The organism is Limosilactobacillus coleohominis 101-4-CHN (assembly GCF_000161935.1).
Lineage (GTDB): Bacteria > Bacillota > Bacilli > Lactobacillales > Lactobacillaceae > Limosilactobacillus > Limosilactobacillus coleohominis_A.
This window is the reverse complement of sequence record NZ_GG698804.1, coordinates 82,474-97,725: the sequence shown is the minus strand read 5'-3', so window position 1 is coordinate 97,725 and position 15,252 is coordinate 82,474. Positions and strand designations below refer to the sequence as shown.

Annotated in this window: 16 protein-coding genes and 2 tRNA genes; 10 read left to right on the top strand and 8 right to left on the bottom strand. The window is 41.7% G+C overall.

The window, feature by feature from the left end; translation table 11 throughout:
- Positions 1-26: 26 nt before the first annotated feature.
- The 4 genes from HMPREF0501_RS05580 to HMPREF0501_RS05565 form a co-directional block, all read right to left on the bottom strand.
- Complete coding sequence (locus tag HMPREF0501_RS05580; RefSeq protein WP_223206789.1) at positions 27-683, bottom strand: matrixin family metalloprotease; 657 nt, start codon at positions 681-683, stop codon at positions 27-29.
- Between the two features lie 153 nt (positions 684-836).
- Entirely contained in the window at positions 837-1,688 is an 852-nt protein-coding gene (locus HMPREF0501_RS05575) for an aldo/keto reductase (protein ID WP_006916918.1), read from the bottom strand.
- A gap of 97 nt (positions 1,689-1,785) precedes the next feature.
- Positions 1,786-1,858, bottom strand: a tRNA-Glu gene (locus HMPREF0501_RS05570).
- Between the two features lie 52 nt (positions 1,859-1,910).
- Positions 1,911-2,240 (bottom strand): hypothetical protein, encoded by a 330-nt coding sequence (locus HMPREF0501_RS05565; RefSeq protein ID WP_006916917.1) that lies wholly within the window; start codon positions 2,238-2,240, stop codon positions 1,911-1,913.
- Positions 2,241-2,366: 126 nt separating this feature from the next.
- Here HMPREF0501_RS05565 and HMPREF0501_RS05560 point away from each other — a divergent pair.
- Both HMPREF0501_RS05560 and HMPREF0501_RS05555 read left to right on the top strand, forming a co-directional pair.
- A tRNA-Gln gene (locus tag HMPREF0501_RS05560) sits at positions 2,367-2,439 on the top strand.
- A gap of 219 nt (positions 2,440-2,658) precedes the next feature.
- Positions 2,659-3,225, top strand: a complete 567-nt coding sequence (locus HMPREF0501_RS05555) for a hypothetical protein (protein ID WP_006916916.1) — start codon at positions 2,659-2,661, stop codon at positions 3,223-3,225.
- A gap of 68 nt (positions 3,226-3,293) precedes the next feature.
- Here the strand turns inward: HMPREF0501_RS05555 and HMPREF0501_RS05550 are convergent, their stop codons facing one another.
- Positions 3,294-3,749, bottom strand: a complete 456-nt coding sequence (locus HMPREF0501_RS05550) for a DUF441 domain-containing protein (protein ID WP_006916915.1) — start codon at positions 3,747-3,749, stop codon at positions 3,294-3,296.
- A gap of 133 nt (positions 3,750-3,882) precedes the next feature.
- Between HMPREF0501_RS05550 and HMPREF0501_RS05545 the strand changes: the two genes are divergently transcribed.
- The 4 genes from HMPREF0501_RS05545 to HMPREF0501_RS05530 are packed head-to-tail and all read left to right on the top strand — an operon-like array spanning position 3,883 to position 8,935.
- Entirely contained in the window at positions 3,883-4,332 is a 450-nt protein-coding gene (locus HMPREF0501_RS05545; RefSeq protein WP_040455981.1) for a MarR family winged helix-turn-helix transcriptional regulator, read from the top strand.
- Positions 4,333-6,069, top strand: coding sequence for an ABC transporter ATP-binding protein (locus HMPREF0501_RS05540; RefSeq protein WP_006916913.1), 1,737 nt, complete (start codon positions 4,333-4,335; stop codon positions 6,067-6,069). It abuts the gene before it with no gap.
- Positions 6,062-7,900 carry an ABC transporter ATP-binding protein gene (locus tag HMPREF0501_RS05535; RefSeq protein ID WP_006916912.1) on the top strand — a complete coding sequence of 613 codons (1,839 nt, stop codon included), beginning with the start codon at positions 6,062-6,064 and terminating at the stop codon, positions 7,898-7,900. Before HMPREF0501_RS05540 ends, HMPREF0501_RS05535 begins: the two co-directional genes overlap by 8 nt.
- A 12-nt stretch (positions 7,901-7,912) precedes the next feature.
- Positions 7,913-8,935 carry a serine hydrolase domain-containing protein gene (locus HMPREF0501_RS05530; protein WP_006916911.1) on the top strand — a complete coding sequence of 341 codons (1,023 nt, stop codon included), beginning with the start codon at positions 7,913-7,915 and terminating at the stop codon, positions 8,933-8,935.
- A 53-nt stretch (positions 8,936-8,988) separates the two neighbouring features.
- Here HMPREF0501_RS05530 and HMPREF0501_RS05525 read toward each other — a convergent pair whose 3' ends face one another.
- The 3 genes from HMPREF0501_RS05525 to HMPREF0501_RS05515 are packed head-to-tail and all read right to left on the bottom strand — an operon-like array spanning position 8,989 to position 11,368.
- Positions 8,989-9,288, bottom strand: coding sequence for a hypothetical protein (locus HMPREF0501_RS05525; protein ID WP_040455980.1), 300 nt, complete (start codon positions 9,286-9,288; stop codon positions 8,989-8,991).
- Positions 9,289-9,299: 11 nt separating this feature from the next.
- Positions 9,300-10,031 (bottom strand): type 1 glutamine amidotransferase, encoded by a 732-nt coding sequence (locus tag HMPREF0501_RS05520; RefSeq protein ID WP_006916910.1) that lies wholly within the window; start codon positions 10,029-10,031, stop codon positions 9,300-9,302.
- Complete coding sequence (locus HMPREF0501_RS05515; protein WP_006916909.1) at positions 10,031-11,368, bottom strand: Mur ligase family protein; 1,338 nt, start codon at positions 11,366-11,368, stop codon at positions 10,031-10,033. Before HMPREF0501_RS05515 ends, HMPREF0501_RS05520 begins: the two co-directional genes overlap by 1 nt.
- A gap of 276 nt (positions 11,369-11,644) precedes the next feature.
- On the opposite strand from HMPREF0501_RS05515, the gene HMPREF0501_RS05510 reads away from it, so the two are divergent.
- From HMPREF0501_RS05510 to HMPREF0501_RS05495, 4 genes are read left to right on the top strand one after another with little or no spacing between them, the layout of a single operon-like run.
- Positions 11,645-12,241, top strand: a complete 597-nt coding sequence (locus HMPREF0501_RS05510; protein ID WP_006916908.1) for a thymidine kinase — start codon at positions 11,645-11,647, stop codon at positions 12,239-12,241.
- Between the two features lie 5 nt (positions 12,242-12,246).
- A complete protein-coding gene (prfA, locus tag HMPREF0501_RS05505) occupies positions 12,247-13,329 on the top strand; it encodes a peptide chain release factor 1 (protein ID WP_191975867.1) in 1,083 nt (360 codons plus the stop codon).
- Positions 13,322-14,170 carry a peptide chain release factor N(5)-glutamine methyltransferase gene (prmC, locus tag HMPREF0501_RS05500; protein WP_006916906.1) on the top strand — a complete coding sequence of 283 codons (849 nt, stop codon included), beginning with the start codon at positions 13,322-13,324 and terminating at the stop codon, positions 14,168-14,170. The genes prfA and prmC overlap by 8 nt, the downstream gene beginning before the upstream one ends.
- Before the next feature lie 18 nt (positions 14,171-14,188).
- On the top strand, positions 14,189-15,217 hold the full coding sequence (locus HMPREF0501_RS05495) for an L-threonylcarbamoyladenylate synthase (RefSeq protein ID WP_006916905.1): 1,029 nt from the start codon (positions 14,189-14,191) through the stop codon (positions 15,215-15,217).
- The last annotated feature ends 35 nt before the right edge of the window (positions 15,218-15,252 follow it).

Sequence of the window (15,252 nt, the reverse complement as noted above, 5' to 3'; positions counted from 1 at the left end):
GGTGGTTCATTGAACGGCTTTTTCTGTTATGAATTTTGTTGATTATCTTGACTTGGTTTAGTTGGCTTTTTGGTGTAAATATTTTTAACTGCTTGAACGTCAGCCGGTTGAATGGTAAAGAAGGAACCCGATGGTTGCATTACAGACTGGTTATTGTTATGACTAAGGCCAATTGCATGGCCTAATTCGTGTTCAGCAGTATTAACGATCCGCTCGTGATTGTAGCCATATTCGGGATTTAATAAGTAGGCTTTATTGAGATAAATATGACCATCAGTGAAATATCCAGAAACGGTATTCTGGTTCATCTCTGCCAGCCCAGCTGCTTGATCATTGCTGTTATTAGATGTACTTGCTACTAAGTCAGCTTGCTTACGATCATGGACAACTTTAAAGTGAAAAGCACCCGTGTTGTTCCAAGCGTTGACGGCATCCACCATGGCTTGCTGTAAAGTGTCATTATTCATATCGATATAAATGGTCGCAGAACGGCTGGTCCAACGACCGTTGATATTATCAGTTTGACTATTGACGGTTGATTCCTGGGCTGCTTTTTGATTGCTGACGTCATGACTACTCTTGCCATTTAATTCGTTACCGAGCTCTTGAACGGAGGTCTTTAAATAAGTAATACCATTATCGGCTTGACGCTGAAATTGGTGGTTATTTGTGTAAAACCACATTAACCCACCAAATAATCCAAGGTAGAGGATGAGCGTCATAAATGTGTTACGAAATTTAATAGGATCACATCCTAACGAAAGTAGTGTAAATAAAATACCCCACGGGGCGTGGGGCGTCAATTAGATGTTGCTAGATTTAATAATTACTTATTATTAGTGAGGGTATTGTTGATTAAATTCGTAAACCAGTTCCGGTTCTTGACTAATTCGGACGTTTTTATTGATCGAATCCATCTGGACCATATCTTGATCAGTCAATGCGAAGTCATAAATATCAGCATTTTCCTTGATCCGACTAGCATGAGCTGATTTTGGGATGAACGACAGACCATTTAAAAAGTGCCATCGTAATATAATCTGAGCAGGTGTTTTGCCATACTTTTGAGCTAATTCTTGAATGGCGGATTCTTCAAAAATCCGCCCACGGCCCAACGGTGCCCAAGCTTGAGTCACGATATGGTGTTGTTTATTAAAATCAATCATTGGTTTTTCAGAAAGCCACGGGTGACATTCTAGTTGATCAACCACTGGCATTTCGGATGCCTGGGTAGCAAGGTATTGGAGATGTACCATTCCGTAGTTGCTAACCCCAATGGACTTGGTTAGGCCATCTTTTTTCAAATCCTCAAAAGCCCGCCAAGTTTCAAAGAAAGAACCATTAATGGGCCAGTGGACTAATAGTAAGTTAACGTAATCTAGTTGTAATTTCTTTAGTGATTCCTTAACTGAATCAATTGCCTTTTGATAACCTTGGTTGCTCTCGGCAACTTTAGTTGTGATGAAGTAATCATCACGGTCAACATTGAGTGATTTTAGTGCCTTACCGAGGTCAGCCTCATTTCCATACATTTGTGCGGTATCGAAGAGGCGGTAACCATCGTCATAAGCGCTTTGAATAGTTTGGGTAAAGACTGTTGGGTCGGTTAGTTTATAGACCCCAAAGCCTTGTTGGGGCATCTTTTGACCATCGGCAAGGGTCAGCCAGTTGTCTTGAATGGTTGTCATTAGTAATTCCTTCTTTCTTAGGTTAATTCTACCATTTTGTCCGAATAAATAAAAAGCTCCCATTTTAGACAAGAAGCCTAAATGAGAGTATAAAAAATCACCCGCACGGGGATCGAACCCGTAACTCCGCCTTGAGAGGGCGACGTCTTAACCAATTTGACCAGCGGGCAATAAGCAATATTACTTAATTAGTATACTAAACAAACTAATTTGCGTCAATGGTTACTCGAAGTAGAGTTCAATTAAATAGGCGTGTTGTTTGCTAACATGACCAGTTGTAATCCAGACATCGTGGAAGCCCGGATTATCCTGATCGGTCATATCGTAATAATAATCAAGTAAATCACCGTTCTTAGCCACAAAATCGGGAGAAAGGCGATTAACCATTAGCTTATGTTCTGGGAAATAGAAATCACTGTCTGAAACTTTTAATTTATCATCGACAGTAATAGCTACTGCATTTGAATATTGGGGGACAGTTGCAATTACTAATTCTGGATGATGGTAAATCTTGGATAAGACGTAATAAAGGGCGTCAGAATTACTTGCCATCGCTGGTACTCCTTTCAATAACAATTTATTTCATTCTAACAAACTTTACTAATTTAGGTTACCGATTTATTAAAAAATCTTGCGTATCGACGATAAGTTTTGTATAATTACTTTGTTCTGATTTATTGGGTATTCGCCAAACTGGTAAGGCAGCGGACTCTGAATCCGTAATCTACTGGTTCGAGACCAGTATACCCAATTAATAATTAAAAGTGAGTGTCATTAGTTTGACACTCACTTTTTCTTTACCATTTCTTAAAAAGTTGACAATTCCCATGGTGAGTAGGACTGACGGCGTGCTTTCTAAAATGTTTTTACAAATAATTTAAAAATGTTTCAAAAACATTACATGTGCGTTACAATATAAATGTAATCAATTAATAAAGTAACTTAAAAATCTGTTGAGGGGGTTACGGTTATGAAAAGCGCACAACAAAAAGTATTGACGGGGACAGTTCTATTGATGTCAGCATTCTTACTAGGAGGCTGCGCATCGACTAGCACAACCTCAACATCTAGTCACAAGACGACTTCTGCAAAGGTTGTTAAGAAGAGTAACAAGACTAGCGAAAAGAGTGCTAAACAAAGTTCAGCAAATAAGAATGTTGCATTTGTTGCTACCCCAGCTACTAATAATTCCAGTTCTAACTCAACGGTGACAGCCGCTAGTTCATCAGTTAGCCAAAAAGCATCGACGACTTCAGGTTCTGCTGTTGCTAACCATCAAAAGAGTTCATCAACCGCAACGTCAAACCGTTCTAACGCAGATGTTTTGAACAGTTTTATCGCGGCTAGTGGCCTTCAACAACGTGAAGGTAACTACTACTTTGTCCAAAGCCAAGGTAATGGTCAATACCGAGTTGAAGTACGGAACACAGGTAAGGATCAAGACCAAAATGTTGCTAACTTGACTGGTCTTTACAACTACAACGCCAATAACAATCAAGTTCAAAAGATGGACCCAATCACAGGTCAATTTAACTAAATTGAAATAACTGTTCCCAACTTAAAGTTAAAGGAGCGACTGAAAAATTCGGTCGCTCCTTTTTGTCTTTAAAAATGTAAATTTAACATTGTCACAATACAGTAGGTTAAGCCGCTGGCAATAACTGGACCAGCTGCGATTCCCTTGAAGAGCACAACACCCATAATGGTTCCGAATACGAGAGCTACGGTAACCTGTGGTGAAGCCGAGAGTTGATTGACGCCCAACCGCGATAAAATCGCGACGGCAATTCCCATTGCAATTGCGATCCAACCTGCTGGTGTCCTAAAGACCCGCATTAAGTCATGGAAAGTAATTTCACCCGTAGCAATCGGAATCAGAATTGCCACAGAAATGATTGTTACTCCCCAGTTGATTCCCTTGTTTTGAATGACCGGGAGCCATTTTTGGGTAAAAGGGAGTGCTTTAATCAGCATGACAACCAAAGTTGCAATCACTAATGAACTATTTTTTCCAAACATTGCAATTATTAAAATGAGCGCGAGAAATAACCAAGTTTCCATATCAATCTCCTTAGATGTTTTTTTACTATCATGCCATTTTCCCTTGTGTTTGTCATTAAAAAGAGTAAGATGTTAAATTATTAGGTGCCTAATGATTAGGTACCACAAAATATTGAAAGCAAAGGACAGTAAAATGGATGAAAAGCACGTACTGTTCCACCAATTAATGAAAAATACCCGCGTAATTCACGAAATTGCCTTGCGCAACCGTAAACACATTGGACATTTTCAAGGCGGTGGTCAGATCATTGCGGTTCTCGGTCAACACGGGAACCAATTTTATCAAAACGAGTTAGCCAAGCAGGTTCATGTAAGGCCGAGTTCGTTATCCCAAGTTTTGAGTCGCTTAGAGCAGGATCAACTGATTACAAGAAAACGCGATCCACAAGATCGGCGCCAAATTGTTGTTAGTTTGAGTAAAAAGGGACAGGCAAAGAACAAAGAGCTGGAAGCTGAACGCGAAGAGTTTGTCGATGCACTACTTGACCGACTGAGCATTGATGACTGTAAAGAGTTAATTCGGATTGGCAGCCTTATGGTGACGGGCCTGCAGAATAAATATCAAAAGGATGGTGGAGAGTAAATGATCAAAATTGCTAAACGAAATTTAGAATGGTTACCAACCACGTTGGCCGTCCTATTTCTTTTTTTCCAAGTTGCAGCTGATTTGTATTTGCCGACCATTACCTCGGATTTAATTGATAAAGGGGTTTTGCAACGCGATATTCATTATATTTGGAATGAAGGCGGCAAGATGCTTTTAGTAGCTGCAGTTGGACTAGTTGCTGCGGGTCTGAACGTTTACTTCGCCTCGACCCAATCAATGAAGGTGGGGCAAAAGCTTCGGGAGCAAGTTTATCGGACGGTCTTAAAGTTTTCTAGTCAAGAAATGAGCAAGTTTGGTGATTCTTCACTTATTACCCGTTCAACCAATGACATTGTTCAAATTCAAAATGTGATGGTGCAAGTCTTACGGATGATGCTTCAATCACCGATTATGTTAGTCGCTGCTTGTGTTTTGGCATATTATCGTGAACCCCGTTTAACCAAAGTTTTTTTAATCTCCTTACCGGTGTTGGCCATTGCTGTGGTTGCCATTATGTACTTTGCCATCCCGCTCTTTAAAAGCATTCAGCAAAAAACTGACCGGATTAACCTTGTTTTCCGGGAAGGTTTGACTGGTGTACGGGTGATTCGGGCTTTTAACCAGGAAGCACGTGAGCAAAATCGTTTTAAAGATGCGAATGGGGACTATACCAAGACGGGAATTAAGGCTTACACACTAGTATCATTCCTCTTTCCGATCATGACGTTAGTGCTAAGCCTAACTAATATTGGAATTATTTGGCTAGGCGCTCATTTGATTGGCCAAATGAGCATGCAAGTTGGTAATTTGATTGCATTTATGACTTATTCAACTCAAATCTTGATTAGCTTTATGATGCTTTCAATGGTCTTCGTATTTGTACCACGAGCCTCGGCATCTGCTAAGCGGGTTAATGAGGTGTTAGAACAACCACTTGTTATTGCTGATCCAGCTAAACCACAGGTACTTAGTGGTACACCAACAGCGTCCTTAGCTTTTGATCATGTTGATTTTCGCTATACTGGTGCTGAGCAATTGGCACTGTCTGATTTGAATTTTAATATCAAGGCCGGACAGACGTTAGCCATTATCGGTGGAACTGGTTCAGGAAAGTCGTCATTAGTAAATTTGATCCCGCGTCTGTTTGACATTGAAAGCGGACAAATTAAAGTGGATGGTTATTCAGTGAATGAGCTTTCACAACATGACTTGCATAAGTTAATCTCAATTACGCAACAAAAGGCCGTCCTGTTTACTGGAACGATTCGTTCTAATATGCAGTTTGGATTACCAAACGCAACTGATGAACAAATATGGCATGCGCTGGATATTGCTCAAGCAACTGATTTTGTTAAAGAAGCGGGGGGCTTGGATGCTGTAGTCGAACAAAACGGGGGGAACTTCTCCGGTGGACAGCGGCAGCGGCTTGCAATTGCCCGAACAATTATTAAACCAGCCTCAGTCTACATCTTTGATGATTCATTCTCCGCGCTTGATTTTAAGACGGATGCTCAGTTAAGAATGGCTCTCCGCCAAGATGCGGAATTACAGAAGGCCGTGACCGTGATTGTTGCACAACGGATTTCAACGGTGGCTGATGCTGACTTAATTCTGGTTCTAGACGACGGCAAGGTGGTTGGTCAAGGAACTCACCAACAATTAGTTGCTGAAAATAAAACCTACCAGCAAATTCTGAATTCACAAATTCAAAAGGAGGCGCATCACCATGCATAATGGACCACAACGGGGAAAGCCGGCAAAGGCCACACATTTTTGGCCCACGACCAAACGTTTAATTTCATACTTAGGTCCGTGGAAATGGGGTGTTATTGTTTCGGTCATCATGGCCATCATTTCTGTAGTTCTATCGATCATGGCACCAAAGATCTTGGGTGAAGCAACAACCACGATTTATGATGGGGTGGTTCGTGGTTACCAAGAAATGAAAGCGGGGATGAAGCTCCATTCACTCCCCATTGATTATTCCAAGATTATGCGGATCGCGATTGTCGTTGTTTTGTTGTACGTCTTTTCGGGGCTATTCAGCTTTGTTCAACAAGTTATGATGACGCGGATCTCCCAACGGGTTGTTTACAATCTTCGTCAGGATTTGAAAGCCAAAATGGCGCGGGTACCAATTAAATATTACGATACCCATTCTAATGGCGACATTATGAGTCGAATGGTCAATGATATGGATAATATTGCTGGGACTCTCCAACAAGGGATGATCCAAATTATTACCAGTACCATTACTTTTGTTGGGGTTCTTGCCCTGATGATTTCAATCAGTTGGAAACTGACGTTGGTGGCATTAGTTATCATTCCACTCAGCCTGTTAGTAGTTGGCTTTGTGGCCCCGACAGCACAAAAGTTATTTGCTCGACAACAGGCTGCTTTGGGTGAAATCAACGATCAAGTTGAAGAAACTTATGCGGGCCACACGATCGTCCGGGTTTTTAATCACGAACAAGATGAACAACAACAGTTTGCCAAGAAAAACCAGCAATATTATCAAGCTGCTTGGAAGGCGCAGTTCTTTTCGATTCTGATTTTTCCATGTATGAACTTTGTCAGAAATGTGGGTTACTTATTGGTAGCAGTTGTTGGGGCAATCCAGGTTGCTCATGGTCAAATTACCCTTGGTAACGTTCAGGCATTCCTCCAGTATTCCAATCAATTCTCCCAACCCATTACACAAATTGCGAACCTTTCCAGTACCATTCAACAAACAATTGCATCCGCAGAACGGATTTTTGAAGTGATTGATCAACCCGAAATGGATAATAAACTCGCCACCACTCCCGCTAAATCTGGCGATCAACCAGCAATTGAGTTTGACCACGTCAAATTTGCTTACCAACCGGATGAACCCTTAATTAAGGACTTTAATTTATCTGCGCCTCGGAATAAAATGGTGGCAATTGTTGGTCCTACCGGAGCAGGGAAGACAACAATTATTAATTTACTAGAACGTTTCTACGACGTTGATGGCGGTCACGTTTATTATAATGGTCAAGATACACGATCAATGATGCGGGAAGACCTGCGTAAGCACGTGGGGATGGTTTTGCAAGATACTTGGCTCTTTACGGGAACCATTTTCGAAAATATCAAATATGGACGTAACGATGCAACTGATGAGGAGGTCTATGAGGCCGCTCGCTTAGCATATGCAGACTCCTTTATTCGTGAATTACCAAATGGATATGATACGATTTTAGATGAAACGGCATCGAATATTTCCCAAGGGCAGCGGCAATTGCTAACGATTGCCCGGGCCTTTTTGGCAGATCCTGATATTTTAATTTTGGACGAAGCTACCAGTTCAGTTGATACTCGAACTGAAGCATTAATTCAAAATGCTATGAATGACATTCAGAAAGGGCGGACTAGCTTTGTTGTTGCTCACCGTCTTTCTACCATCCGTGATGCTAATCAAATTATTGTGATGAATCACGGACAGATTATTGAAACAGGTAATCATGAATCACTGATGGCCCAAAACGGATTCTATGCGGATCTTTACAATAGCCAATTTACCGGAAATCAGTTGGCTAATTAGGAAGGGTAAAAAATGCAAAAAAAATATGCACGTACGCAACAATTATTAGCAGAGATGGTTACTAAAAAAGTGGTACCGGGAGTAAGTTATGCGATTTTTGATGGTTCAAAAACCCTCCGCAAAGTCATGGGAATGGCAGAGGTAACACCGCAGTCAATTCCGCTTCGGGATGGGATGCAGTATGATTTAGCTTCGTTAACGAAGGTGGTGGGGACCGTCCCGGTAATTGCATTGCTTTTGCAAGCTGGTGTCCTGCATTTAGATGATCCTGTACGAAAATATCTTCCTGAAATCAATAACGCAGCGGTTAAAGTGCGTCACTTGATAACGCATACGGCGGCCATCGAAGGTTACATTCCTCACCGGAATGAGCTCCCCGCCGATCAGTTGCTGGATGGGCTATTGAGGATGGAACAGATTGGCCCTAATTTAGGGAAAAACATTCTTTATACAGATATTGGCTTCATTTATTTAGGCCTCATTGCTGAACGAATTTGGGGGCAAACAATTCAGGTGTTAAGTCAACGACATATTTTTCAGCCTTTGGGAATGACCCGAACTACTTATACCCCCCATTGGCAAGATTGTGTCCCAACGGAAATTCAAAAGCAACGTGGTCTCATTCGGGGAAGTGTTCATGATCCGAAGGGCTTCATCCTGCAGCGGCATTGTGGGAGTGCAGGGCTGTTCTCAACATTAGATGATTTGCTGAAATATAGTCATGCCTTGTTAGAAACAAATTTGGATGGTATTTTGACTGATCAAACAATCTCGCTGATGTTTCATGACCAGACCCCACTAATTGGTAATCATAATCGGGGACTCGGCTGGAAGTTATTGCATGCCCATACAGCAGACCATCATACTGTCATCAGCCACACGGGCTTTACGGGAACGTGGTTAATTTTAGATCGGCAAGATGATCAAGGAATGATTGTATTATCAAATCGGGTGCATCCAAGTGCAAATAATGATGATTATTTGAATTATCGTGGTTTGATTATGGCTACCTACCTTGATGAAAAGAATCGCTAAAAAACAGGCGGCTCTAGAACACTGTAAGAACAGTGCTTTAGAGCCGCCTGTTTTTAACTAAAATATTGTCGTTTCAATCGATCCATCCGCATTACCATGAGGGTTTCGAATAGGCATAAAAGTGATACAAGCGGTAGGTAGACAGCGGATGGGGTTACGAAGATGATGAAGATTAAAATCCATGATCCCCAATTCCACCGCCGATCCAGTTTGAGGGCCATGGATAGTTGCTGTCGTTCACGTTCACTGCGAATCATGGGCAGTTGGCTGGTTAAAAAAGTAAAGAGGCGGAATTCCCAAAATGATTCACCAATAAAGATAATGGTCATTAAGGTCACAAAGATTGTTGACATGGTATTCCCCCTTAAAAGGTTGGTTTAATCTTTAATGCTACTTGTTCGCTAAGGTCAGCATCTGGGTACTTATTATGCAGTGCTTCCAGGAGCATTCGCTTAGCCAGTTTGCCATTCCGGGTTAAGATTGGTCCGTGGAAGTAGGAGCAGTAAGTGTGCTTATAAATGGCACCTTCAGTATGATCCTCGCCGTTGTTACCATGACCGGATTGGACAATACCAAGCGGTTTTTCATCTGATCCCAGGAAAGTACGTCCATTATGGTTTTCAAAACCGTGGTACATTTCACCAGTTTCCTCATTTTTGATTTCAATATCACCAATAAATCGGGTTTGATTTTGCATTGCGGATCGTTGTTGACTTTGGGTAACGGTGTAATGACTAAGGATCCCTGCTCCCGGGATTTTATCACCATTGGCATCTACATAGTATTGACCGAGTAATTGAAAGCCACCGCAAATAGCGAGGAATGGTTTGCCATCGTTAATGAATTTCGCCATTCCAGCTTTTTTCTGTGGAATGTCTTTAGAAATTACGGATTGTTCGTAATCTTGACCACCACCAAAAACGGCAAGATCAAACTTGGCTGGATCGAAATCATCACCGATGCTGACGATTTCGGAAGTGATGTCAGTGTCCATTTGTTTACCATAATATTTAAGGGCAATGATGTTACCAATATCGCCATAAGTGTTCATTAGGTCACCATAGAAATGGGCAACATGCAGTTGATACTTTGCCATTAGTTCATCCCTCCTTGGATATACTTTCGTTCAGCTAATTCTTTACGTAGTTGGAGCATGGCAGTGTAACTGGAAAGTAAGTAGACGTGCTTAGTTGGCATGGTTTTAATGGTATCAATTACTTTGGTCAGGTCTGGTTCTTCTTGAATATGTTCGATGCCCGCCATCCGCAGTCGGGTTGAAATATCTTTGTAGCGTTCTCCCCCAGTAAAGTAGTGGGCAATCCGCGGAACATTGAGTTTTTCAAAGTTGCCATCCCAGATCCAACTGGTATCAATTCCATCCGCGTAGTTGGCGTTTAATAGAAAACCAAAGCTAAATGGTTCTGGATCTGTGAGTACCATGTCAATAACCTGATTTAGTCCGACTGGATTCTTCACTAAGACAAGCGTTACTTCTTTCCCGTCGACGTTGATAATTTCTTGACGACCAAAAACGTGTTCATCAGCTTGAAAAGCGTTTTGGATCTGTTCAGGAGTGACACCTAAGAAACGACCAAGCGAATAAGCAGCCAGAGCATTATAAATGTTGTATAAACCACCCACCCCGATTTCAAATTCGTGACCATCAATCGAGAATGTTGAAGAGGTAGGGGTCATCTGACCTAATTTAGTGACCCGGTACTTTAATTCAGGACGATGAAAGCCACAGTGAGGGCAGAAGTATTCACCAAGGCTAGCATACGTAATATTATGGAAATGAAGAATATGTTGACATTTTGGACAAAGCAGGCCATCCGTATTTGCAGAGGCTCGTAAATCATCTTGATGATCATTATCAAATCCATAATAAATAACTGGATTTGGGAGGTCCTTTGTGTTAAAAATCTGTTCATCACCGTTAGCAATAATCGTTGCCTGCGGGGCTAACTTAACTCCGGCCAAAATTTTATCGTAAGTCGTATAGATTTCACCATACCGATCCATTTGGTCCCGAAAAAGATTAGTCATTACGATAGCAATTGGCTGAATGTGTTTGGTGACCATCCGCACGTTTGCTTCATCCACTTCAAGGACTGCTAGCCCCTTCTTTTTGGCCCGGGGAGCTGTGATGAAGGCCGTCACGATCCCTTGTTCCATGTTCGATCCAGACGGGTTGGTAACGACGTTAGAATACTTTTCACGGAGTACCCGAACACTGAGTGCGGTGGTTAGAGTTTTACCGTTGGTCCCAGTAATAATGACAAGATCATATTTTTTAGCGAATTCGCTTAAAATATTTGGATCAAGTTTAAGGGTAATTTTACCGGGCAGGGAGCTACCGCCATGAAAAACATTGTGTAAAAACCAGTAGCTGGAGCGACCGGCGAATTCTGCAAATGAGCTTTGAATTGACATTTGAAAGTTGTCCTTCCCACTTATTATTTATAACGATTAATTTTAACCGTTCTGATGCGAAAATGAAAGGGAACCGAATTTCTTTAATGAAAAATAAGTAACATTTTGTGGTACAGCCAACAAATTTATCAACGTTAATTAATTCAGACACGATCAAATTGAAACTTGATCGTGTTTAACTAAGTGACAGAGTGTGGGGAATGGATTTACTATTCAAAAACGGCGGGCTTTCCGTTATAATTGAACAGTACTATTGAGATAGAAAAGGTGAATACTGTGGCGCAGTTATTTTTTAAATATGGCGCAATGAATTCTGGAAAGTCTATTGATATTCTTAAAGTTGCCCATAACTATGAGGAACAGGGCAAACCAGTGGAGTTATTAACGAGCGGTGTTGATACCCGTTCCGGAAGGGGTATGATCGCTAGCCGGATTGGTTTAAAACGACGGGTCACGCCAATCATGAATGATACTGACTTAGTGGGGCTAGTGAAGGAAAAACTAACTAAACAAAAGATTTACTGTGTACTGATTGATGAAGCCCAGTTTTTAACTAAACAGCATGTTTTACAGTTAACTAAAATTGTTGATGAACTGAATATTCCCGTGATGGCATTTGGTTTAAAAAATGATTTTCGGAATGAATTATTTGAAGGTTCCAAGTATTTACTAATCTATGCTGATAAAATTGAAGAAATGAAGACGATTTGTTGGTTTTGCCCGCACAAAGCAACGATGAATCTGCGGATCCATAATGGCCAACCAGTCTATGAAGGGGATCAAGTTCAAATTGGTGGAAATGAATCTTACTATCCAGTTTGTCGGAAGCATTATTTTCACCCCGAATTAAATCGTGAACAGGAGAATGACTAATGGAAATGGAAGAAATTTTTGATAAATTACAAGCGGTTGCTGATCGCTATGATGAATTAAACGAATTAATCAGTGATCCAGAAGTCATTGCCGATAGTCAGCGCTTTATGAAGCTCTCGAAGGAGGAAGGGAGCTTACGGGAAACCGTTGAAAAGTACCACCAGTATCAAAAAGTTACCCAGACAATTAAAGATGATGAGGAACTACTACGGGATACGAAAGACGATGAGCTCATCGAAATGACCAAGGAAGAGTTGGCTAGTTCTAAAGAAGAACAGGATCAACTGGCTCATGAATTGGAAGTATTACTGATTCCTAAAGATCCCAATGATGACAAAAACATTATTATGGAAATTCGGGGGGCTGCTGGTGGAGATGAAGCCAGCCTCTTTGCCGGTGATCTTTATAATATGTACCTACACTATGCTGAAAAGCAGGGCTGGAATGTCGAAATCGTTGATAAGACGGAAACCGAAGTCGGGGGCTTTAAAGAAATCGTGCTAATGATTTCTGGTGACAAGGTCTACTCAAAATTAAAGTTTGAAAATGGAGCGCACCGGGTACAAAGAATCCCAGTAACGGAATCTGCTGGTCGGGTGCATACTTCAACCGCCACGGTTGGGGTAATGCCTGAAGCTGAAGACGTCCAAATTGACTTGGATCCAAAGGATATTCGCGTAGACGTTTACCGGTCATCTGGGGCTGGTGGTCAGCACATTAACAAGACATCGTCTGCCGTCCGGATGACTCACTTGCCGACGGGAATTGTTGTAGCAATGCAGGATGAGCGTTCCCAACAACAAAACCGGGCGAAGGCCATGCGAATTTTGAAGGCGCGGGTTTACGATTACTATCAACAAAAAGAGCAAAGTGCTTACGACCAAAAGCGGAAGGATGCCATTGGTACTGGTGATCGTTCAGAACGGATTCGGACCTACAATTATCCACAAAATCGGGTTACTGACCATCGGATTGGTTTGACGCTGAATAAACTGGATAAGATTATGGACGGCGATTTAGACGAAATCATCGAAGCATTGATTATTGCTGATCAGACTAAGAAGTTGGAGCAATTACGGAATGAGTAATTGGACATATTTTCAAGCCCAGCGATGGGCTTCTTCTTTTTTAAAGAAACTAAATAAAGATCCTTATGCGCCTGAATTTGTTTTAAAGATGATTCATGGATGGTCGGATGCAGATTTATTAATGCATAATCGCGAAGTGATGTCGGATGATGAAAAAAAACGGTATCAGACTGCAATTTTACGAATCGCCAAAGATGAACCGACGCAATATGTTGTTGGTAAGGCTCCCTTTTTTGGACGAACTTTTGTGGTGAATCAGGATGTTTTAATTCCAGAAAGCGAAACGGAAGATTTAATTGAATGGGTATTGCAAGAAATGCCTCAAGACCAACCGTTAAGGGTGCTGGACCTGGGAACTGGCAGTGGAGTTATCGGTATTACGCTTTCGCTGGAGTGCCCAAGGTGGCGAGTGACCTTGAGTGATATTTCAGCTGGTGCTCTGCGAGTAGCGACGGCTAACCAACGACTGCACGGTACTAATCTCAGGACGGTCGAGAGTGATTTATTTACTCATTTGCAAGGGGAACGTTTTGATTTGATCGTGACTAACCCGCCATATATTTCACCGAATGCGACTGAACTGATTGATCGGGCAGTCATTAAGTATGAACCGCCGTTAGCCCTTTTTGCTTCGGAAAACGGCTTAGGATTTTATCACCGGTTATTTGATCAGGTTCAAGATCATTTGACCGAACAGGGAGTTTTATTTGGGGAAACTGGCTTTGATCAAGAAGAATCGATCCAGCGACTTTTTACTAAGCTGCAGCCGGGGGCGACAATTGAAACTAAACATGATATTGCCGACCGGATGCGGATGATTAAAGCATGGGATTTTAATTAAGGAACAAAGGTGATCAACATGGAAACAATAATTTATAATCTCGATCAAATTGGTGAAGCTGCCCAAGCTTTACGGTCTGGTCAGTTAGTAGCTTTTCCGACAGAAACAGTTTATGGCTTGGGAGCTGACGCGACAAATGAGGAAGCGGTAAAAAAGGTCTATCAAGCCAAAGGGCGGCCAAGTGATAATCCACTCATTGTTCATGTGGCCTCAGTGGCGATGGTGGAGAAGTATGCTGCTGAGATCCCAGAAAAAGCCCGCCAATTAATGACGGCTTTTTGGCCTGGTTCGCTAACAATTATTTTGAAAATCAAACCAGGATCACTATCTAAAACCGTCACTGGTGGTCTGTCAACTGTGGCGTTCCGTTTTCCAAAGTGTCAGCCCACTTTAGACTTAATTGAACAAGCGGGAGTGCCAATGGTAGGACCATCTGCCAATACTTCTGGTAAGCCTAGCCCAACAACTGCCCAACATGTTTACCACGATCTCCATGGTAAAATTTATGGAATTTTAGATGATGGGCCGACCAAAGTTGGGGTTGAATCGACGGTTCTTGATATGTCGACTGACCATCCAGTAATTTTACGCCCAGGCGCTGTAACTAAAGCGGATATCGAAGGAGTAATTGGTTCGATTGATCTCAACCATCATCATGTTGGTAAGGGTGAGATACCGAAAGCACCTGGCATGAAATATAAGCATTATGCCCCAAACGCACAGGTTTATATTGTTGATCCTGAAGAGGATTGGGCAAACGTTATGAAATGGGTTGAACAACAGCCATTTGCGGTTGGAGTAATGGCTGAAGATGTGATTCTAAAACAATTGACGCTGCCGAAGAATGCGCAAGCATTTTCTTTAGGAAATGGGGTAACAGACGCCAGTGCCCGCTTGTTTGATGGATTGCGGATGTATGATGACGAAAAACAAGTTCAAGCGATCGTGACCCAAGCTTTTCCAGCTCATGATTTAGGACTTGCTTATATGAATCGACTGAATAAGTCTGCCGGTGGTCAACACTTCCGCGATGAGTTTTTAAAATAAATTTTTAAATTAAATGCCGGAAAGGTCTAACAAAT